This window comes from Methylocystis parvus (assembly GCF_049675845.1).
Classification (GTDB): Bacteria; Pseudomonadota; Alphaproteobacteria; order Rhizobiales; family Beijerinckiaceae; genus Methylocystis; species Methylocystis parvus_A.
The window spans coordinates 1,804,259-1,824,369 of record NZ_CP187161.1; the positions used below are offsets into that span (position 1 = coordinate 1,804,259).

Genomic DNA, 20,111 nt, shown 5'->3' on the forward strand with positions numbered 1-20,111 from the left:
GGCGAGAGCCTGTCCAGGAAATGGATGAGCTCCGCTACGGGCCGGTAGAAATCCTGCGGGATCATCTTGTCGACTTCCACGAAGTCGAACATGGCGGGCGAGCTCCTTGCGCTCGAGCACGGGAATGTCGTTCGCCTCGGCGATCTCCCTGATCTTCAGCGCCACGAGATCCTTGCCTTTCGCCAATACGAGCGGCGCGCCGCCCTCGTCCCGAACGTAACGCAGGGCGATGGCGTAATGCGTCGGGTTGGCGATGACGAAACTCGCCTTCGGCACCGACGCGATCATGCGCCGACGAGAACGGTCCATGGCGAGCGAACGCATTCGCGCCTTCACCATCGGATCGCCTTCCGCCTGCTTGAATTCGTCTTTCAATTCCTGACGGCTCATGCGCAGATCGCGCCGCCACTTGAATTTCGCCCAGGCGAAATCGGCGGCCGCGACAACCACAAGAGACAGCGCCACGACGCTCACAAGATGGATGAGCAGCCGCAGGGTCAGGGACGGAAGCGCTCGCGGCTCTACGCGCATCGCGTCGATATAGGCGGCGCGATCGCTTTGGACGACGATCACGACAGCGACGCCGACGACGCAGATCTTGACCGACGCCTTCACGAGCTCGACGACGCCCGCAATTCCGAAGAGTCTTTTCCAACCAGCAAGCGGCGAAACGCGGGAAAAATCGGGCGCGATGCGATCGACGACAAAACGCGGAACGCCCTGGATGAAAGAGGCCGTGACGCCCGCGAGCATCAGCGCAAGGAGCATGGGCGACGCAAAGCGCGCCATTTCCAACGTCACGACCTGACCATACCGAAAGGCGTCCGAGTCGGCGGGCATTCGCAGCGAGCCGGAGTTGGCGAGAAGCAGCCCCAGCGACTCGGTGAAGCGCGGCCCGCCCGACTCGACGAGAAAGGCGAGACAAGCCAGCAGCGCGAAGACGCCGAGCGCTGTCGCGATGTCGCGCGAGACGGGCGTTCGCCCCTGCTCGACCGTGTCGGATATTTTTTTCTCTGTCGCCTCTTCCGTTTTGGATTCGGCGTCTTCCGCTTCGGACACGTCGCCTCTCTTACGCCTCGGGCGCGTCCTGGGTCAGTTCGATCAAACCCTGGCTCGCCAGACGCAGGACGAGATTGGCGAGCTCGCGTTGCGCCGCAAGCACTTCCTTCCGAGGCGGCTCGGTCGGCGATGCGAGCTCGGCCTCCACCATGCGGCGCGTGCGCGCGGAAAGACACGGCAACACGGCTTCGCGCATCGCGACATCCGAGCCCCGCAGCGCGAGGATCACGCGATCCGTCGGCGCCTGATCGAAGATGAGCATGCGCGCGCGCTCGCCGAGGCCCACAATATCCTCGAAGGAGAAGAGCAAGGCCTTGAGCTGCTCCGCCAAAATGGGCTCCGCCTCCGAAAGCCCGAAGAGGATTTCATTGATCTGATCGCGCTCGAGCTGATTGACGATCCCCGCCACCTTGGCGCTCACCTCGGAGGTCGAGGGCGCGTTGGTGGTCGCAAATAGCGCGGCCTGCAACGCCTCTTCTATCAGACGCAGGATGGTTTCGGCGGTCGGCTTCGAAATCAGCATGCGTCGCATCGCCTGCGCCCGCAAGGTTGCGGGCAACTCCGCAAGCACCCGCGCGGCGCCCGCCGGGTCGACGCGCCCGAGCACGATGGCGATCGTCTGGGGGTGCTCCGCGGAAAGATACTCGGCGAGCATCTTGTCCGGCAGCGCGGCGACGCGGCGCCACAGAAACCTGTTCGAGCTGCCGCGAACGTCCGACATGATGTCTGCGACTTCCTCGTCGGGAAGCACGCTCGCGATCAGGTCTTCCGCAAGCGCGGGCCCCCCCACGAGATCGGGCTCGCTGTTGCGAATATCCTCGACGAGGCCGGCGCAAATCTCCTCCAGCGCCGCCTTCGGCACGGAGCCCAGATTGGCCGCGAGGCGCGCGACCTTTCTCAATTCCTTCTGATCGAAGTGCTTCAGCACCCGGCTCGACGCGTCACGATCGAGAGCGAGCAGCACCGCCGCAACCTTTTCGGCGCCGCGGAGCGGTCCGCGCCTTTCCTGCAGGGGATGATCGGTCATGAGTCGCGTCGCGCCGATCAGCTCACGCGTTCGTGCTGGGTTTCGCAAATCTCGGTCAGGGAAACCCCGAAGCGCGCGCCGTCCTCCTCGACGACCACCACCTCTCCCCTCGCGATGGTACGGCCGTTGACGACGACGTCGACCGGATCGCCCACGCGATGATCGAGCGGCACGACGGCGCCGCGGCCAAGTTTCAAGAGACTGGAAACCGGCAGCGTCGCCGAACCCACCACGACCTGCAAGACGACGGGGATGCGCAGGATGGAGTCGATGCGCCGCGCCTGAATTTGCGCGTCGTCCTGCGGCCTCGCTGCGCTTTCCGACGCGCGACGCGACGGGGCGCCGCCCTGATCAATCTCGACATTGGTCATCGCCGACATATCCCTTCAAACGCCCAGAATGTTTTCGATGTAGGATTCGCGCTCGTCCGAAAATTCCTCGAGGCGCACAGTGTATTTCCCGTCCTTCTGGCCGAGCGTGCACCAGAAGAGCGTGCGCCCTTCGGAGACGACGCGTATCGGGCTGGTCGGCGCGATCGGCAGTCGCAGCACGTCTCCGACCTCCAGCCGCGCGATGTCGCCCAGCGTGAAGCCGCGCGCTTCGAGCTTCACCTCCGCCGTCACTTCCGTGCGGACGATATTGTCGTAGAGATCGACCGACCATTTTTCATCGGTCGCCTGGCCGTCGGCGTCGGGCAGCCGCGCAAGCGCGCTGCGGAACGGATCAAGCGCCGTGCGCGGAAGGGCGAGGAAGGCGAGCCCCGCATGTTCACGATACTGCAAGCCCATGCGAATGAGCACGGCTACAGCGGCTTTGGGTCCGAGCGAAAAGAACCCGGCCTCCTCGGCGCCCCAATCGCGCTCGAACGAAACCGTCGCGAGCGTCGCGAGCGCGCCCGAAAGAGCGTCGAAGAGCTTCTGGGCGGCGAAGCCGAGAATCGAATCCTCGATGCGCGTGAGCGGGCGCTCGGCGACCGGCTCGACAATGCCCGAACCCAACAGAAGCTCGAAAGCGAGGCTCCTAAAGCCTTCATCGACCGCCAGGGCGGCGCGGGCGTCGAGGCCGACGCCTCGAAAGACCAGAGTCTTTCCCGCGCCCCCGTAGCTGTCCGTCAGATCTCCGACACGCAGGGCCTCCAGACTGTCGATCGAAAGAACGGCTCCTTCGGCATATTCGCCGAGGAAGCGCGAGAAAGCGGCGGCCGTCTCTTCGACGAGGAGCGCCAGCCCCGGCATTCGGTCAAGCGTCGCCTCGCCAATGAGTACGAGCGGCTCCCCGGCGCCGCCGCTCGACGGTTCCCGCTTCGTCATGCAGCCTCCGCCATGGCGGCGCCGCCGTTCAGCGTTTCGTTTTCGACTTCGTCGATCGTCGGGCGGTCATGCGCGGGGATCGACTTGCGTCCATGTTCGACGGCGACTTGCGGCAGGGCCCCGTTCATGAAGGCGAGCAGCGTCTGCTTGATGATGAGGAAGACGTGACATTCCTTGCTGCGCGCGACCTTCACCTTGTAAGCGAGCGGCGTCATGATGCCGTAGGAGACGAAGATGCCTGCAAAGGTGCCGACCATCGCCGCGCCGATCAGACCGCCGAGCAATTCGGGCGATTGATCCAGCGCGCCCATCGCCTTGATGACGCCGAGCACCGCCGCCACGATGCCGAGCGCCGGCAGGCCGTCGCCGATCGCCGTCAACGCCTGATAGGGCTTCAACTTATCGTGCTTGATCGCGGAGATTTCCTCGTCCATGAGATTCTCGATCTCAAATGTTTTCACATTTCCGATGATGTAGAGGCGGCAATAGTCGCAGATGAAGGTCGTTATTTCCGCGTTCTTGAGAACGTTCGGAAAGGCCGCGAACAGCGCCGACTCGCCCGGCTGGTCGATATGGGCCTCTACTTCCGTGCGCGACTTGCTCCGCAATTCCCGCATGAGAACATGCAGCAACCCGAGAATGTCGAGATAATCGCGTCGCTTCGGCGTCTTCTCCATCACCGCCTGCACGATGGCCTTGCCGGTGTCCTTTATGACCTTGGTCGGATTGGCGACGATGAACGTCCCGAGGGCAGAGCCCATGATGATCACGAACTCCCAGGGCTGCCATAGGACAATCAAATGTCCGCCGAGCGCGGCGAAGCCGCCAAGCATGCAGCCCATGGTCACGACAAGACCGATGACGAAGCTCATTTCATCACGCTGATTTGATATTAAGGACAAGCTCTGGATAAGTTATGGGACTTACCCGAGCCTGATCAGCGGCTTCATCGCCGGCAGAACGCATCGGCCTCGCGCGTCCAGGCGCCGAAGCCGCTGGAGACCATATTGCGGATGACGGCGCAAACATAAGCGCGCTGCGCCGGCGGATTGCCCGGGCCTGCATGGTAGCGCGCGACTGCGGCGGTCCAGGATCCTTCGCTTCTTCTCAGCGACTTCAGAAAGCGGGCGGCGTAGTCGACATTGCGCGCCGGATCCAGCATCTCCTCGACTGAAACGAATTGACGTCCGTGCCAGCGATAATTGATCTGCATGCAGCCCATGTCGATCAGTCTCTCCCCCCGGCGCCTTGCGGCGTCAAAGGTCGCGAGCGCTTCTTCGCGCGTCGCGTTGAAGGCCGGTCGCCCGTGGACGTTCATGGCATAGGCGTGGAGCGCCCCTCGCTGGCCTGTCTCGGTGAGGGCGACAGCATAGAGAACCGCCACGGGCACCGCGTTCTCCCTGGACGAACGCGTCATCTCCGCCTCGCAGATATTCTCGTCGGCGAGCGACGCGCCGCTACAGAACGAGGCCGAGAGGCACGAAAGAAGAAGGAGGCTCGTCGCGCGGCGCCATCGCACGCTTGCTCGCATGCCGTCTCTCCTGCTGGTTCGAGCCGTCGTCATTCGCAAAACCCCGCTCCAAATTTCCCCTGCTCTCGGCCGACGCGTCCGGCGTGGTCGTAGATTGCGGCGCAGCCAGGACGCGCACCTCATAGGCGTCGAGGGTCAATCCCCTGTCGCCGATCGTCGCGGAGAGCGCCTCGCGCGCTTCCATAAGAGCCGGAGCAGCGGCCGACTGAGCGTCCATGCGAATCTCGATACGGGACTGCGTGATCTTCATACGCACGGAGATCGGCCCCATGGCGGCAGGCTCGACGTCGAATTTGAGGATCTTCAGAGCCTCCTGGCGAGCCGGAGCGGGAGAGACGACTTGACGCGCAGCCCCGCTGCGGGCGTCTCCTGGCTGCGAGATCACTTCCGTCACGGCGCGATCCAGGGCGATCGGCAGATGCACGGCAAGCTCGTTGATATGAATCCTAGGCGCGCCGCCTTGCATCTCTTGCGACGACAAGGACGCCGTGAGCGCGGCGGGTTGCAGTTTATCCTGCGTATCGATTCGGACATCCGTCGCAGTCCCCGAATCCGTAGCGTCCAGAGCCGAAAGCTCTGGCCCGCCGGTTTCGGAAACCGGCGGAAGAGACGATGCGTTGGCGGCGGTTATGCCGCCAATGGCGACGCAACTCGGATCCTTCGACGCGTCATGGGGACGTCGCATGACAAGTTCGTCCCGGGCAGTCGGCGCTGCGCCACGAATTGCAGCCGCGACTTCCTCAAGAGAGACAGCGACTGATTCCTTCGATCGACCAATCGAGCCGGGCTCCGGATGGATGGCGACATGCGGCGCCTGCTCCGGCGCCATCGATGCGACGGCGTAGGGGAAAAGACAGGGAGGGAGCGCAACGCTTATCCCCGTTGGGCTCGACGGCAGGGGTTCGGGCGCGTACGGCGGCGGATCGAGCGTGCGCCCCGATGAATCTCTCGCATCGTCCTCGATGCGCTTGATCGTCTGCGCGAAGCCGTCGCCGGCATTCGCGGAGCTGACGCTTCCGTCCCCTTGCAAGGCGGCGCCGCGCAAGCACTGTAAGATTCCCAACCCTTGCTCCAAATGCGTCATCGGCGGTTTGCCCTTTTCAGCAGTTCATCGGTCTGCGCGAGCGCTTTGCGCACATTGTCCTCCACGTCGTATGTGTCGTCATTCGGCGCTTCTCCTGCCTCCGAAACAGGCGAATCGGCGGCGAGCGCCTTCTCAAGTTTCGCTCCGACGCTCGCCGCGAGCTTGACGACACCTGCGTCTTCGCTTGTGAGACCCGTTAAATCGAGACCTCGGAGAGCGGCGGCGCCTTGATCGTCGCGAAGCACGGAGAGCACGGCGCGATAGGCGGCCAAACGCTTGCCTTGCGGCGGGTCCAGAACGATTTTCTCGACCTTTTTGAGAGCGGCGTCGGCTTCGCCGAAATTGCCCTCGAGAAGCGAACGGCGCGACAGCGCGAGATAGAAGTCCAGCCGCTCGGCGTGCGGCGCCTTTGCCAGAACAAGGTCGACGCGCGACGGGGGCAAGGCCGTAGCTGCAAGCGCGATATTTGGGAAAAGCTCCCAGAAATGACGCGCGAAAGGCGACGATGCATATTTCGTAGCGTAACGGATCGCGAGCAGTCCGATCTTCTCTTCGTCGCGGACGGGATCGAGCGCTGAGATTTCGCGGCGCAGAGCCGCCTCTTCCACGAGCGATCCCGGCATCAGGAGACGCGCAAGATCCAGGAGCGCGATGGCGCGCGAATTGTCCGTTCCGACAAGCGCCCCGCCCTGCACGAGGGCGAGATGACCGCCGAGCACCGCGGGATACGCCCTCGCGTCGAAGGCCATCAATGCGTCTCGCGCGCGCGGATCCCCGTCGGCGTAGAGCAGGCTCGCGGAAAGGAGCGGCGAGAGCGCTTCATTGAAACGCTTGTCTTTCGCAAGGCTGCGCAAGCCGCCCGACGCGCCGCCGCACAGCAGATAAATGATCGCCGCGCGCGCATGACGCTCTTCCATCCAGCTCGCGTCGTCGCCGCCCCCGATCTCTTTTTCGATCAAATCGAACTGCCGCGCAGCCTGATCGCGCGCCGGCAGATCGCCCGCCACCATTCGGTTCTGCATGGCGTTGAGATCACGCACGAGATCGGCGAGCGGCTGCGCGTGCGCTTCAACGCAGCCCAGAAGCGCGAACAGGACAAGAACCGCGATGGCCCGCGTCATTTCTCCACTCCGCGCAGGAGAATTTCTATGCGCCTGTTGACCGGCGCGAGCGGGTCCTTGGGCGCCTTCAGGCGGCGGTCCGCGAAACCGACGATCTTGCCGATGCGCGACGCAGGCAGACCGCCACGAATGAGCATGTAATTCACGACCGTCGCGCGATCGCTGGAGAGCCGCCAATTATCGTAGCTTTTGGTGGCGTAGGATCGTCCGTCCGTATGACCGCGCAGCTCGACCTCTCCGCCGCGCGAGGCGAGCGTTTTACCAATCTGGCCGATAATGCGGACGAGTTGCGGCTTGGGCTCGATGGACCCGACCGCAAACATCGAGAAATTTGCGTCGTCGGTCAGGCTGATGAGGAGCCCCTCCTCGCTCTGCTTCACCTCAACCTTCGGCGCCCGCGCCTCTCCCGCAGCGATGCGCTCGATCTCGGTTTGCAGCGTCGCGGCGACGGATGCGGTCTCGCTCGCCTTCGACGACGGCGACGATGCAGCCATCGGCGTGCGATCGAAGGGATCGCGCGGCTTTGATTGGTTCGGAGGCGCCAGAGGGCTTTCTTTCGCCGCGATTTCATCCAGTGTCTTGAGCGGCTCGCTGTGGAGCGCCGCCTCCTTGTCCTTCGACTTCTCGTTCGACGGTCCGTCAGACGCTTCGTTCGTCGGCGTCGCGCTTCTTCCTTCGCCTTGCGCCGGATCGCGAAGGCCCCGATGTGCGGAGGTCGTGTTCACCAGCTGAACAGGGTTGAAATATTGAACGATCGCCGCCTTGGTCTCTTTCGACGACGAGTTGATGAGCCACATCACAAGGAAGAAGGCCATCATCGCCGTCATGAAGTCGGCGAAAGCAAGCTTCCAGACGCCGCCGTGATGTTCTTCCTCGTCGTCGTTACGCTTGCGTCGAATGATGGTTGGCGTCTCGTCGGTCATAGTCGCGCCTCCTCATTCAAGCCGAGAAGGTCTCTCCATTCGGAGAGGCGCGTTTCAATTTTGAGAGGAGATAGATCGACGCTCACATCGACATCATGCGACTCCACGACATTGATCGCCGCGTCCACGCCCAGCGCAAGACCCACTTTCTCGATGAGATCCACAGGGCCCGACAGACGGAGAACAGGATCCCGCGTGTCGCCGATCGCCTGGCGAACGGCCTGTATGAGTTCATCGAGCGCCTTTTTTTCAAATGACGCAGCCAGAAAGGGCGTCAGCACACGCGCCACATCGGCGCGCAGCTCGATAAAAGCGGCCTCCAGCGCCTGAAGAAATCCCTGGCGCAACACTTCGGACTCGGCGCGCGTCCATTCTTCGCGCATGCGAATGAGGCTCTGCTCATGCGCTTCATGCTGCGCTTGCAGGCGCCGGGCGAAGTCCGCTTCGAGGTCGCGCCGGATCGTCTCCACCTCGGCGAGAGAGAGACGCGGCTCTTCCAGCTCGACTTGCGACCCGCCATGAGTCTCGTCGTGCATTTCGAGAACGGGCGGCTCCGCAACATCGAAGCGCTGTAGATAGCTCGATATGTGATGGATCATCATGGCGGCGCTCAGGATTGCATCCACTGCTTCATGATCGCCGCAGCCTGGGCGTCGTCTCTTTCGATCAACTGCTCGAGCCGCGTCCGCGCGCTCTCCTTCGCATTGTCCACGACATTGCCGAGAAGACCCTGGCCGGCGCCAGCAAGCAGCGGCGGCGTGACAACGTCATTCGGCGGCGAGCCGAGCGCAAGTTGCTCCTCGGCGATCAAGGGCGGCGGCTCCCGCCTTTCCGGCGTCGACTCGGCAAGGAGCGCGTTTCGTATCGGCGCGAGCCCGAAGATCACGACGAGCGCGGCGATGGCGACAGCCGTGAGAGCGTTCAGAGTCGAGCCGAGATGACTGCCGAGCATCGCGGCGAGACCAGGGCTTTCGACCGGGCTCATTTCATGCTCGTTGAACATGAAGTCCACGGCCGTCACCTTGAGCGTGTCGCCACGCTCCTTTTTCAAACCGGCGGCGGAGAAGACGAGCTGCTCGATTTCCTTGATCTGCCGGTCGACGGCTTCGGGCTTTGGCGGCTCCTTGTTGGGTTCCGAAAAGGCCGAGCGATTGAGGAGAACCGCGACGGAAAGATGCTCGATATTGTAGCCGCCGCTCACAGTGGTGACAGTCTTGGACGAAAGCTCGAAATTGGTGAGCTCCTCGCTTTTCTTGCTCTCGTCGGTCGACTGCTTGCCCTCTGCGGCGCCGGCGCTGTTCTGCGGAATGTTGCGCTCGACGCTGGTCGTCTGGGCGCCGCCGCTATTTTGCGATTGCGCGCTTTCCTTCACCGTCCGGATCGAGCGCTCGACTCTCGAATCCGGATCGAAGATGGTCTCGTTCGTCTGCCGTCGATCGGTGTTGACGCGCGCGCGCACGCTCACCTGGAAATTGGGCAGGCGCAGATAGGGCGTCAGCGTTCGCCTTATATTGTCCTGTATGTCCTTCGCGATGCTCTTTTCGAGCGTCAGCGTTTTCACGGGCACGGCGTCGCTCGCTTCGCCGTCGGCGGATGACAGGATCATGCCGTCGGTGTTGAGCACGGTCACCTGATCGACTGTCATCCCGGGAAGCGACGAGGCGACGAGATGACGAATGGCCTGCGCCGCGCTGGAATCGTCGGGCCCTTCCGTGCGGATGATCACCGAGGCGGAAGGCGGCTGCTTTGCGCGACGGAAGGAGCCTTCGTCCGGCATGACAATGTGTACGCGCGCGGCCTTCACGCCGCGAATGAGCTGGATCGTGCGGGCAAGCTCGCCCTCCAGCGCGCGCACCCGCGTGACTTCCTGCATGAAGGATGTGAGACCGAGCGCGCCCACCTTATCGAAAAGCTCGTAGCCGGCGTTGGCGCTCTGCGGCAGTCCGCGCTCGGCGAGCAGCATGCGCGCCTGCGCCGTCTGCCCATAGGGCACGGAGACGGCGTTTCCTTCGGGATTGACGTCGAAGGGAATGCCCGATGATTTCAGCGCGGCGCCGATGCGACTCACATCCTCGCGTTCGAGACCGGCGTAAAGCACCTCGAAAGCAGGGCGCGAGAGATAGAAGGCCGCGACGGACACGACGCCGACGACCAGCGCGAACGTCAGGCCGAGCGCGGCGAGCTTTCTTGCGCCGAGCGCCTTGAGCTTGTCGATGAGAAGCGTGATGCGATTCATGACGAGTTGCGAAAGGTCCCTGGTGGCTCCTTCGCCGACACTCGTCCCCTCGGCTTGCGCGAGCGTTGCGCCCTGCGGCCAAGCCATTTCTTAACAAAAGGTTAACCTGCATCGCGCGCATAGCGGGGGAGCCGCGCCGTTGCCGGCGCGACCCTCGGAGCAATCCGCGATTGAGGATTACTGGAACAGCTTCAGAATGATCTGCGCGTTCTGGTTCGCGATGGAGAGCGACTGAACGCCGAGCTGCTGCTGGGTCTGCAGCGCCTGCAGGCGCGTCGACGCCTCGTTCATGTCGGCGTCCACAAGCGACGAAACGCCCGTCGTCAGCGCTTCATTCATCGTCTTGATGAACTCGTTCTGCTGCTTCACGCGCGTCGACGTCGCGCCGATCTCGGCGGCGTATGTCGTAAGATCGGCGATCGCCTTGTCCGCGTTCGAGAGCGTGTCTGCAATGGTCGCAACTGCGAGATCGCCGGCGACCAGCGCGGTGAAATCCGTCGCGGCGCCCGAGCCGGCGGCCTGGGCGTTGTCGAGAATTCCGGCGCCGGCGTTGGTGAGATCGCGGACGGTGAGGTCGATCGTGCCGACCACCGACGCCGCGGCGCCGCTGCCATTATTATAGGACGCGATGAATTTCAGCGGGCTCGTCTGCGTGCCGTCGGTGAGGTTGAGGCCGGTGAACGTCGCGGAGGAGACGACGCTCTTGAGCTGCTCGCCAAGCTGCTTCAGGCTGGTGAGGATCTTGGCCTGATCGGCGCCCGGCTGCTGGGCCTGCACGACCGCGTCCTTGATATCGTTCATCACCGAGATGGCGCTCTTCACCGCGGCGGTGGCGACGTTCAGGACGGATTGCGCGCCCGCAAGCGAGTCGCTGATCGTGGACAGCGCGCCCTTGTCCGATTTCATCGCTTCCGCGATCGACCAGGTGGAGGCGTTGTCCGCTGCGGACGAAATCTTGAGGCCGGTGGAGATCTCCTTCTGCGTCGTGTTGAGCGACGACTGCGTCATGCGCAGCGACTGGAGAGCGGTGATGGCTGAAGCGTTGACGAGAATGCTAGACATGGTTCGTCGATCCCTTGTGACTGAGAACTTGTAAGGGACATACCGGTGTTGCGCCGGTTCGACGGAATTGGCGTCATGCCGCGGGCGTTGCGCCCGTCCGAAGCTCGTCGGCTGACATCGAAATGATGCGTTCTGGCCTGCCGACCTCGCGACCTTACATGAAGTCGCGACGTTGCGAAGGACATTGCCGGAACGCGCTTAATGAAGGATTAAATCTGCGCCTTCAGGCGGCGGCGCCGCAGCACTTTTTATATTTCTTGCCGGAACCGCAGGGGCACGGATCGTTTCGGCCGGGCTGCTTGCCCTTCACGATCGGCTCGTTCTTGCGATTGGCTTCTTCCTGGAAATACCAGCGGCCGTCGATCTTGTTGAACAGGGAGCGCTCGCGATGGTCGTAACGCTGGCCCTCATTCATGAAGCTCGCGACGAATTCGACATAGCCGCTGTCGTCGCTCTCCCGGCCCTCTTCGGTCGCGAGAATTTCGAGGCCGAGCCATTGCGACTGCTTCGCCCAATGCGTGATCGCCTTGCGGTCGAAATCATGGCGCGTGTCCGGGGCGAGCGTATTCTCCAGATAATCGATGTCGCCACGCACGAAAGCCGTGTAGCGCGAGCGCATCAGGGCTTCGGCCGTCGGCGGCGCCTTGCCCTCTTCGAGGTAAGGCTTGCAGCAATCGGCGTAGTCGCGCTTCTCGGCGTCGGTCGCGCGGCAGGGACAGACTGCGTCGGTCATGTTCAGCTCGTTCGTTCTATTGCGGACAGGATGCCGATCCCTAGGCGACGGCGGGGATCGCGTCCATCAAATTTGCGCGGATGCGAAAAAGCGGCCCGGCTGTCGCCGGCGCCGCTTTTCGTGCGTCTTCATGAAGGCGCGTTACGCGGCGCCCTTCGCCTTTTCGGTTTCGAGGAGCTTGATCGCTTCGATCGACACGGGATCGAGGCCGGCGCCGCCATGCTTCACATGCTCGATGATGGCGTCGCGCATGTGAGGCTCCCAGAACTTGCGCAGATGCTCCGCCATGCCGGACGGGCCGCCGACCGTCTGGGCGCCCCAGAAGGCGCCGATTTGATTGGCCATTTTCACGAGCTTCTCAACTGAATCATGCGACATGTGCGGAAACCTGTTCGAGGATGCGTCCTGGATGGGTGAAGACTTCGAAGTCGCGGCCCCGCATCACGGCCACGAGCGTCATACCGCATTTTTCGGCGCTGCGAACCGCCAAGGCGGTCGGCGCCGACACAGCGGCGATGATCGGCGCGCCGATACGGGCGGCCTTTTGGACGAGCTCGACGGAAACGCGACTCGTCATCAACACGACCCCCTGCGAGGCCGGAAGACCTTGCCGCGCCAAGGCGCCGGCGAGCTTGTCGAGCGCATTGTGTCGGCCAACGTCCTCGCGGACGAGACACCTGCACCGCCGTCACCTTGTATTCGGGGCAGTTGGTCGCCCAGTCGGAATTTTCCGTGGTGATGACGTTGGCGCCGGTCACGGGGTGATGGAAGGTCGTGTAAACGACGCCTTGCGCGACGCGGTCGGTGATCTTCGCGCAGCGTCGTCTCGCCGGCGCGGCTCTGCACGCGCACCCAGTCGCCGTCGCGATGCCGCGCACCTCGGCGTCGTGCGGATGGATCTCGAGGATATCCTCGGGATGCCAGCGGCTGTTCTCGGTGCGGCGGGTCTGCGCGCCGACGTTGTATTGCGAGAGGATGCGACCCGTCGTCAGCAGCAGCGGGAAGCGCGGTCCGGTGCGCTCGTCCGTCGGGACATATTCGGTGATGACGAACTTGCCCTTGCCGCGCGCGAATTCGTCGATGTGCATGATCGGCATGCCTTCCGGCTGCTCGTCGTTGCACGGCCATTGGACGGAGCCCAACTCGTCGAGCCGGTCGAACGAAACGCCCGCGAAGTCGGCGTCAGCGCGCGATCTCGTCCATGATCTCGCTGGCGAATTGTAGTCCAGTCGCAGCCCATCGCCTTGGCGAGAAGCTGGGTGACTTCCCAGTCGGCATAGCCGTTCTTCGGCGACATCACCTTGCGCACGCGCTGAACGCGGCGCTCGGCGTTGGTGAAGGTGCCGTCCTTCTCGAGGAAGGTCGCGCCCGGCAGGAAGACATGGGCGTAGTTCGCCGTCTCGTTCCAGGAAGAGATCCTGAACGATGACGATGTCCATCGCCGCCAGCGCGCGCGAGACATGCTTGGTGTTCGGGATCGGACTGGAGAATGTCCTCGCCCTGGACATAGAGGCCCTTGAAGGTGCCGTCGATCGCCGCATCGAACATGTTCGGGGATGCGCAGGCCCGGGCTCGGGATCGAGCTCGACGCCCCACTCCTTCTCGAAGCCTTACGGACTTCGGCGTTCGAGATGTGGCGGTAGCCGGGGAACTCGTGCGGGAACGAGCCCATGTCGCAGGAGCCCTGGACATTGTTCTGGCCGCGCAGCGGGTTCACGCCGACGCCGCGGCCGAGATTGCCGGTCGCCATGGCGAGATTGGCGATGCCATGACGGTCGTCGAACCCTGGCTGTGCTCGGTGACGCCGAGGCCGTAGTAGATCGCCGCGTTGCCGCCGGTGGCGTAGAGACGCGCGGCCGCGCGCACCATCTGTGCCGGAACGCCGGTGAGGTGTTCGGTCGCCTCGGGGCTGTTGCGTTCCTCGGCGACGAAGGCCGCCCAGTCCTGATATTCGTCCCAGTTGCAGCGCGCGCACGAAGGTCTCGTTGACGAGGCCTTCGGTCACGATGACATGCGCGAGCGCGGTCACGATGGCGACGTTGGTGCCGGGCTTGAGCGGCAGGTGATAAGTCGGCTCGATGTGCGGCGAGCGCACGAGTCGATGCGGCGCGGATCGATGACGATCAGCTTGGCGCCCTCACGCAGCCGCTTCTTCATGCGCGAGCCGAAGACCGGATGCGCGTCGGTCGGGTTGGCGCCGATGACGAGAATGACGTCGGCGTCGTCGACCGAGTCGAAGTCCTGCGTGCCGGCCGAGGTGCCGAAGGCCTGGGCGAGGCCATAGCCGGTCGGCGAATGGCAACGCGCGCGCAAGTGTCGATGTTGTTGTTGCCGAAGCCCGCGCGGACGAGCTTCTGGACGAGATAGCTCTCCTCGTTCGTGCAGCGCGACGAGGTGATGCCGCCGACCGAGATCCTTGCCGTATTTCTCCTGAGTGCCTTGAGGCGCTTCGCGGCGTAAGCGATCGCCTCCTCCCAGGAGACGGCGCCAGGGATCGGTGATCTTCTCGCGGATCATCGGCGTCAGCACACGATCCTTGTGATGGCGTAGCCATAGGCGAAGCGGCCCTTGATGCAGCTATGGCCATGATTGGCCTTGCCGTCCTTCCACGGAACCATGCGGACGACTTCCTCGCCGCGCATTTCCGCCTTGAAGGTGCAGCCGACGCCGCAATAGGCGCAGGTGGTGACCGCCGAATGCTCCGGCTGGCCGATCTCGATCACCGGACTTCTCGATGAGCGTCGCGGTCGGGCAGGCCTGCACGCAGGCGCCGCAGGAGACGCATTCGGAAGCCATGAAGCTTCGTCCATGCCGGGCGAGACGCGCGAGGCGAAACCGCGGCCGGAGATCGTCAGCGCGAAGGTGCCCTGCACCTCCTCGCAGGCGCGCACGCAGCGGTTGCAGACGATGCACTTCGACGGATCGTAGGTGAAATAGGGGTTCGACTCGTCCTTCGGCTTCCAGTCGAAATTCGCTTCGCCATTGTTGCGCGCGAAGACGTGGTTCGCGCCGTCATAGCCATAACGGACTTCGCGCAGACCGACCGCGCCGGCCATGTCCTGCAGCTCGCAGTCGCCATTGGCGCGCAGGTCAGGCAGTCGAGCGGATGGTCGGAGATGTAGAGCTCCATCACGCCGCGGCGGATGGCGGCGAGGCGCGGCGTCTGCGTCTTGACCGACATGCCCGGGCGCGACCGGCGTGGTGCAGGATGCCGGCGTGCCGCCGCGGCCTTCGATCTCGACGAGGCAGAGGCGGCAGGAGCCGAAGGCCTTGATGCTGTCGGTCGCGCAGAGCTTCGGGATCTCGGTGCCGATCTGCATCGCCGCGCGCATGATCGACGTGCCTTCCGGCACCGTGACCCTTGCCGTCAATGGTCAGGGTGACCATGTTCTCGGACTGTGGGCGCGGCGTGCCGTAAATCGATCTCTTTGATGAGGCTCATCGGCGTCATGGCGTCCTCTTGCTGATCCTCAAATTCTACTCTGCGGCGTCTGCAAGAAATTTATTCGGCGACGGCTTGTGGAAGTCCTCCGGGAAGCCGCGCAGTGCACTCATGACGGGGAAGGGCGCGAAGCCCCCCATCGCGCACAGCGAGCCAAACTTCATGGTGTTGCACAGATCCTTCAAGCAGCGCTAAATTCTTGTCGCGTTCCACGCCGTCGATAATGCGGTCGATCACTTCGACGCCGCGCGTCGAGCCGATCCGGCAGGGCGTGCACTTGCCGCAACTTTCGATCGCGCAGAACTCCATGCCGAAAACGCGCCATCTTTAGCAACATATCGACAGTGTCGTCGAACACGACAAGGCCGCCATGGCCGATCAGCGCGTCGCGCTTGGCGAAATCCTCGTAGTCAAAGATGAGGTCGAAGTCCTTGACCGGGACATAGGCGCCGAGCGGACCGCCGACCTGAACGGCGCGCACGGGACGGCCGGAATGCGTGCCGCCGCCGATCTCGTTGATGATCTCGCCGAGCGTCATGCCGAAGTCGATTTCGAACAGGCCGCCATATTTGACGTTGCCGGCGATCTGCAGCGGCATGGTGCCGCGCGAGCGGCCGACGCCGTAGTCGGCGTAGAACTGCGCGCCCTTGGCGATGATCATCGGGACGTCGCGATCGAGAGATCACGTTGTTGATGATGGTTGGCTTGCCGAACAGGCCGTCGATGCGCCGGGATCGGCGGCTTGGCGCGCACGATGCCGCGCTTGCCCTCGAGCTTTCGAGCAGCGAGGTCTCCTCGCCGCAGACATAGGCGCCGGCGCCCATGCGCAGTTCGATCGAAGGAGTATTTCGTTCCCTGGATGTTGTCGCCGAGCCAATTGGCTTCGCGCGCCTCTCGATCGCTTCGGCCGAAGCACACCTTTTCGGCGACCGGATATTCGGCGCGCAGATAGACATAGCCTTTCGAGGCGCCGACGGCGTAGCCGCGATGATCATGCCTTCGATCAGCGCGAAGGGATCGCCCTCCATGATCATGCGGTCGGCGAAAGTGCCGCTGTCGCCTTCGTCGGCGTTGACGACGACATATTTCTCGATCCGCCGGCGCGCAATCGGCGACCGTCTTCCACTTGATGCCGGTCGGGAAGCCCGCGCCGCCGCGGCCGCGCAGGCCCGACGTCGTCACTTCTTCGACGACGGCGGCGGAGCCGACCTCGAAGGCGCGCTTCAGACCCTTGTAGCGCCGTCAGGGCATAATCGATGGAGAGCGGATCGGTGATGCCGCAGCGCACGAAGGTGACGCGGTTCTGACGCTTCATCCAGGGATGCTCGTCGACGACGCCGATGTTCAGCGCATGCGCGCCCCCCGTCAGGAAGCCGGCGTCGAACAGCGACGCGACGTCCTTTGCCGCCACATTGCCGTAACCGATCCGACCCTGTGGGGTCTGGACCTCGACGAGCGGCTCCAGCCAGAGCATTCCGCGCGAGCCGTTGCGCACGATCTGGACGTCGAGGCCGCGCGCCGAGGCTTCCTTGGCGATCGCCGCGGCGACCTTGTCCGCGCCCCATCGCCACGGCGGCCATGTCGAGCGGGATGTAAATCTTGGTCATTTGCCCTTCGCCTCCTCGACAATATCGTCGAGCGTCGCGGCGTCGACCATTCCAATCGGCTCGCCGTCAAAGAGCGCCGACGGGCTGTGGGCGCAGAGCCGAGGCAATAGACCGCCTCGATCGTCAGCGCGCCGTCCGGCGTCGTGTGATGCCAATCCGTCTTGTGGCGGGCCAGGAATTCGTCGGCGATCTTCTCCGACCCCATCGATTGGCACGATTCGGCGCGGCAGATCTTCAGCACATGTCGTCCGTGCGGGGCGCTGCGAAAGTCGTGATAGAAGGTGACGACGCCGTGCATCTCGGCGCGGCTGATGTTGAGCGCCTGCGCGATTTCCTTCACGGCCGCCTCTGGGACGCAGCCGAACTCCGCCTGAAGCGCATGCAGTATGGGCAGTGCAGGACCTTCGAGACCCATATGGGCCGCAATAATCTCCCGCGCCCGCTCGTCGCTATATGGAGCAGCGCCAGCCATTTCTTCCCTCGCGTTTGACCGTGAGCCAAGACAGCGCGCGGCGCGGTTCTTCTATTTTGATTAGTTGAAAGATGAGATTGCCGTAATTTCAGGTTCCAATCAATGGCCGGGAACCATAGAACGATAGAAACAGCCCAGAATGCCGCTTTCAGCCAGCGACTTTGCCTCTGCAACGAGCGCGCCAACCAGCGGAATCACCGGGTCGCGCTGCGGCGCGACGAGGCCGATCTCGTGCACGGCCTCCGGCTCGACGATCGGAATGGAGCGCAGGGGCGATTCGGTTCCCCATGTTTTTGCGAGTTTTTCCGGCAGGATCGTCGCCCAGCGGCCGGATTTGACGTGATCGAAAAGCAGAATGGCCGAGTTCGATTCGAGCACGGTCTGCGGGGGCTTGCCGGCTTCTCGCATCAACTGGTCGACGATGCGGCGATTTTGCATGTCCGGCGTCAGAAGACATAGCGATCGGCGCGCGACCTCGGCCCAGGTGACGCGCTCGCGGTCGCCCAGCGGATTTCCCTCGACGGTCAGCAAACGATAGCGTTCTTTCCACAGCGGCACGCTGCGCACGCGCCGAGCGGCTCGTTGTCGAGATAGGTGATCCCGGCGTCGATCTCGAGATTGTCGAGCATGGCCAGAATGTCGACCGAGGCCGCGCTGATGACCTTGACGCGGACGCCCGGGTGCTTGTCGAGGAACGGCGCGATGAGGGACGAGACGGCTCCGAGCGCGGTCGGGATGACGGCGATCTTGAGCTGGCCGGAGAGCCCGTCGCGCAGGGTGCGCACTTCCTGCCGCATGGCGCGCGCGTCGCCCACGATGCGTTTGGCCCATTCCAGCACGCGCTCGCCCTCGGCGGTGAGGCCGTGGAAGCGCGACGAGCGATTGACCAGAAGCACGCCGAGCGAATCCTCGAGCTGCTTGATGCCGGCGGAAAGCGTGGGCTGGGTCACCCCGCAAACCTCCGCGGCGCGCGAAAGCTCTGCTCTCCCGCGAGCGCGATGAAGAACTCCAGCTTGTCGATCACGCTCGAGACGTTTCGGCGCGCAGGCGGCCCTTCGCGCGCGGCCTTGAAAAGGCATAGCATCTGGGCCCGCGCGGCCGCAAACTTAAAAAGCGCTCGAAGGCGCGACGGCTTTCAGGCGATCGCGGAGGCGAAAAGCGGTTGTGATTCATCGATGAATCACGCAAGACAGCCGCCGCCCCGGTTCAACGACGCGGCGCATCCCGCCGATTTGCATTTCTGGCTACGCTTGAGGCAGGTCTGGCGCAGGCCACAATTTGCCCATATTTGAACCGTTTCCGGATGGTCAGTATGCTTTTTGCAACCGCCATTCGCCGACCTGAGAGACATTTGCCAATGACGACGATGAAGCGACTTGTCCGTCTCGGCGCATTCGCGTCATGCCTCGCCTCGGCGCTCGGCGCCACGGTCGCGCAAGCGACGCCCTCCCTCGTCATCGACGTGGCCTCGGGCGCGGTGCTGGAGCAGGATCAGGCCACGGCCTCCTGGTATCCCGCCTCGCTCACAAAGCTGATGACGGCCTATGTCGCGCTCGAAGCCGTCAAGGCCGGCCGCCTGACCATGGACACGCCGCTGATGGTGTCGCCGCGCGCGACCCGCATGGCGCCCTCGAAAATGGGCTTCCGCGTCGGCCAGGAAGTCACGCTGCAAAACGCGCTCATCATGCTGATGGTGAAATCCGCGAACGACATCGCCGTCACCATCGCCGAGGGCGTTTCGGGCTCGATCGAAGCCTTCGCCGATGAGATGAACAACGCCTCGGCGGCTTGGCATGACCCAGTCGGTCTGGGTCAATCCCAACGGGCTGCCCGACGATCGCCAGGTCTCCTCGGCCCGCGACCTGGCGATCCTCGGCCGCGCTGCTGGTTGATTTTCCCGAATCCGCCGACCTCTACCACATCGGCGCTTTTCGCATCGGCCGGCGGATCATGCCGACGCACAACGGTCTGCTGAAGCAATATCCCGGCGCCGACGGCATGAAGACCGGCTTCACCTGCCCCGCCGGCTATAATCTGGTGGCCTCGGCGACGCGCGGCTCGAAGCGTCTCATCACGGTCGTGCTCGGCGCGCCAAGCGGCGCGGCCCGCACCTTGCGCACGGCGGCGCTGTTCGACCGCGCCTTCCAGACCGGCGGCGCGCAGGGCTCGCTCGCTTCGCTGCCCAGCAGCGGCCCGACGGCCGCGCCGGACATGCGCGACCAGCGCGACAAGATCTGCGTGCGCCACGGCAAGTTCATGAACGAGGTCGAGGACATGTCGATCCCCGTCGGCTCAGCGCCGACCGGCATTCCGCTGCTGGACACGATGGGCGCCGGCCAGCAATCGATCAGCGTGAAGGACATCGCTCGCCTGCCGCGCCCGCAGTTCCAGCCGGTGCAGGTCTATGCGGGCCGCGCGCCCGGCTATACGGGCCCCGTGGCCCGCGCCCGGGCGGCTGGCGCGCCGATCGGCGAGCAGACCGCCGTGGGCGCGGATGAGCCCGC

At 64.0% G+C, this 20,111-nt stretch carries 21 protein-coding genes and 7 pseudogenes; 1 reads left to right on the forward strand and 27 read right to left on the reverse strand.

Features of this window, described 5'->3' with window-relative positions:
• Positions 1–150: 150 nt before the first annotated feature.
• From ACPFMJ_RS09245 to ACPFMJ_RS09375, 27 genes and pseudogenes are all read right to left on the reverse strand, one after another.
• A pseudogene (locus ACPFMJ_RS09245) lies at positions 151–1,059 on the reverse strand (EscU/YscU/HrcU family type III secretion system export apparatus switch protein); the annotation flags it as partial.
• A gap of 10 nt (positions 1,060–1,069) precedes the next feature.
• The gene (locus ACPFMJ_RS09250; protein WP_424363507.1) at positions 1,070–2,086 is read right to left on the reverse strand and encodes a flagellar motor switch protein FliG; all 1,017 of its coding nucleotides are present in this window, start codon (positions 2,084–2,086) and stop codon (positions 1,070–1,072) included.
• Between the two features lie 17 nt (positions 2,087–2,103).
• Positions 2,104–2,457 (reverse strand): flagellar motor switch protein FliN, encoded by a 354-nt coding sequence (fliN, locus tag ACPFMJ_RS09255; protein WP_424363508.1) that lies wholly within the window; start codon positions 2,455–2,457, stop codon positions 2,104–2,106.
• Between the two features lie 15 nt (positions 2,458–2,472).
• The gene (locus tag ACPFMJ_RS09260; protein WP_424363509.1) at positions 2,473–3,396 is read right to left on the reverse strand and encodes a FliM/FliN family flagellar motor switch protein; all 924 of its coding nucleotides are present in this window, start codon (positions 3,394–3,396) and stop codon (positions 2,473–2,475) included.
• Positions 3,393–4,268 carry a flagellar motor stator protein MotA gene (gene motA, locus ACPFMJ_RS09265; protein ID WP_424363510.1) on the reverse strand — a complete coding sequence of 292 codons (876 nt, stop codon included), beginning with the start codon at positions 4,266–4,268 and terminating at the stop codon, positions 3,393–3,395. The genes ACPFMJ_RS09260 and motA overlap by 4 nt, the downstream gene beginning before the upstream one ends.
• 74 nt (positions 4,269–4,342) lie before the next feature.
• Positions 4,343–4,927: a transglycosylase SLT domain-containing protein gene (locus ACPFMJ_RS09270; protein WP_424363511.1), complete on the reverse strand. Its 585-nt coding sequence runs from the start codon at positions 4,925–4,927 to the stop codon at positions 4,343–4,345.
• Entirely contained in the window at positions 4,854–6,011 is a 1,158-nt protein-coding gene (locus tag ACPFMJ_RS09275; protein WP_424363512.1) for a hypothetical protein, read from the reverse strand. Before ACPFMJ_RS09275 ends, ACPFMJ_RS09270 begins: the two co-directional genes overlap by 74 nt.
• Positions 6,008–7,132: a hypothetical protein gene (locus tag ACPFMJ_RS09280; protein ID WP_424363513.1), complete on the reverse strand. Its 1,125-nt coding sequence runs from the start codon at positions 7,130–7,132 to the stop codon at positions 6,008–6,010. Before ACPFMJ_RS09280 ends, ACPFMJ_RS09275 begins: the two co-directional genes overlap by 4 nt.
• Entirely contained in the window at positions 7,129–8,055 is a 927-nt protein-coding gene (locus tag ACPFMJ_RS09285; protein WP_424363514.1) for a flagellar motor protein MotB, read from the reverse strand. The genes ACPFMJ_RS09280 and ACPFMJ_RS09285 overlap by 4 nt, the downstream gene beginning before the upstream one ends.
• Complete coding sequence (locus ACPFMJ_RS09290) at positions 8,052–8,681, reverse strand: hypothetical protein (protein WP_424363515.1); 630 nt, start codon at positions 8,679–8,681, stop codon at positions 8,052–8,054. The genes ACPFMJ_RS09285 and ACPFMJ_RS09290 overlap by 4 nt, the downstream gene beginning before the upstream one ends.
• Complete coding sequence (gene fliF / locus ACPFMJ_RS09295; protein ID WP_424363516.1) at positions 8,666–10,291, reverse strand: flagellar basal-body MS-ring/collar protein FliF; 1,626 nt, start codon at positions 10,289–10,291, stop codon at positions 8,666–8,668. Before fliF ends, ACPFMJ_RS09290 begins: the two co-directional genes overlap by 16 nt.
• Before the next feature lie 177 nt (positions 10,292–10,468).
• Positions 10,469–11,353 carry a flagellin gene (locus ACPFMJ_RS09300; RefSeq protein WP_424363517.1) on the reverse strand — a complete coding sequence of 295 codons (885 nt, stop codon included), beginning with the start codon at positions 11,351–11,353 and terminating at the stop codon, positions 10,469–10,471.
• Positions 11,354–11,576: 223 nt separating this feature from the next.
• Positions 11,577–12,086: a YchJ family protein gene (locus ACPFMJ_RS09305; RefSeq protein WP_424363518.1), complete on the reverse strand. Its 510-nt coding sequence runs from the start codon at positions 12,084–12,086 to the stop codon at positions 11,577–11,579.
• 141 nt (positions 12,087–12,227) lie between these two features.
• Positions 12,228–12,431 (reverse strand): formate dehydrogenase subunit delta, encoded by a 204-nt coding sequence (locus tag ACPFMJ_RS09310; RefSeq protein WP_424363519.1) that lies wholly within the window; start codon positions 12,429–12,431, stop codon positions 12,228–12,230.
• 22 nt (positions 12,432–12,453) lie between these two features.
• A pseudogene (locus ACPFMJ_RS09315) lies at positions 12,454–12,759 on the reverse strand (formate dehydrogenase accessory sulfurtransferase FdhD); the annotation flags it as partial.
• A gap of 70 nt (positions 12,760–12,829) precedes the next feature.
• Positions 12,830–13,183, reverse strand: a pseudogene (locus ACPFMJ_RS09320) (molybdopterin dinucleotide binding domain-containing protein); the annotation flags it as partial.
• Complete coding sequence (locus tag ACPFMJ_RS09325) at positions 13,075–13,548, reverse strand: molybdopterin-dependent oxidoreductase (protein ID WP_424363520.1); 474 nt, start codon at positions 13,546–13,548, stop codon at positions 13,075–13,077. The pseudogene ACPFMJ_RS09320 and the gene ACPFMJ_RS09325, both read right to left, overlap by 109 nt.
• Positions 13,549–13,799: 251 nt before the next feature.
• On the reverse strand, positions 13,800–13,955 hold the full coding sequence (locus ACPFMJ_RS09330) for a hypothetical protein (protein ID WP_424363521.1): 156 nt from the start codon (positions 13,953–13,955) through the stop codon (positions 13,800–13,802).
• Between the two features lie 156 nt (positions 13,956–14,111).
• Entirely contained in the window at positions 14,112–14,615 is a 504-nt protein-coding gene (locus ACPFMJ_RS09335; protein ID WP_424363522.1) for a molybdopterin-dependent oxidoreductase, read from the reverse strand.
• Positions 14,609–14,896, reverse strand: a complete 288-nt coding sequence (locus tag ACPFMJ_RS09340; RefSeq protein ID WP_424363827.1) for a hypothetical protein — start codon at positions 14,894–14,896, stop codon at positions 14,609–14,611. Before ACPFMJ_RS09340 ends, ACPFMJ_RS09335 begins: the two co-directional genes overlap by 7 nt.
• A 41-nt stretch (positions 14,897–14,937) precedes the next feature.
• Positions 14,938–15,267 (reverse strand): hypothetical protein, encoded by a 330-nt coding sequence (locus ACPFMJ_RS09345; RefSeq protein WP_424363828.1) that lies wholly within the window; start codon positions 15,265–15,267, stop codon positions 14,938–14,940.
• A gap of 58 nt (positions 15,268–15,325) precedes the next feature.
• Positions 15,326–15,418, reverse strand: a pseudogene (locus ACPFMJ_RS09350) (2Fe-2S iron-sulfur cluster-binding protein); the annotation flags it as partial.
• 145 nt (positions 15,419–15,563) lie between these two features.
• A complete protein-coding gene (locus ACPFMJ_RS09355; RefSeq protein ID WP_424363523.1) occupies positions 15,564–15,692 on the reverse strand; it encodes an NADH-ubiquinone oxidoreductase-F iron-sulfur binding region domain-containing protein in 129 nt (42 codons plus the stop codon).
• Between the two features lie 73 nt (positions 15,693–15,765).
• Positions 15,766–15,837: pseudogene (locus ACPFMJ_RS09360) on the reverse strand (NADH-ubiquinone oxidoreductase-F iron-sulfur binding region domain-containing protein); the annotation flags it as partial.
• 101 nt (positions 15,838–15,938) lie between these two features.
• Positions 15,939–16,637: a hypothetical protein gene (locus tag ACPFMJ_RS09365; RefSeq protein ID WP_424363829.1), complete on the reverse strand. Its 699-nt coding sequence runs from the start codon at positions 16,635–16,637 to the stop codon at positions 15,939–15,941.
• Between the two features lie 494 nt (positions 16,638–17,131).
• Positions 17,132–17,607, reverse strand: a pseudogene (locus tag ACPFMJ_RS09370) (formate dehydrogenase subunit gamma).
• A 99-nt stretch (positions 17,608–17,706) separates the two neighbouring features.
• Positions 17,707–18,631 (reverse strand): annotated as a pseudogene (locus ACPFMJ_RS09375) (LysR family transcriptional regulator).
• A 333-nt stretch (positions 18,632–18,964) separates the two neighbouring features.
• Here ACPFMJ_RS09375 and ACPFMJ_RS09380 point away from each other — a divergent pair.
• A complete protein-coding gene (locus tag ACPFMJ_RS09380) occupies positions 18,965–19,582 on the forward strand; it encodes a D-alanyl-D-alanine carboxypeptidase family protein (protein WP_424363524.1) in 618 nt (205 codons plus the stop codon).
• Positions 19,583–20,111: the final 529 nt, after the last annotated feature.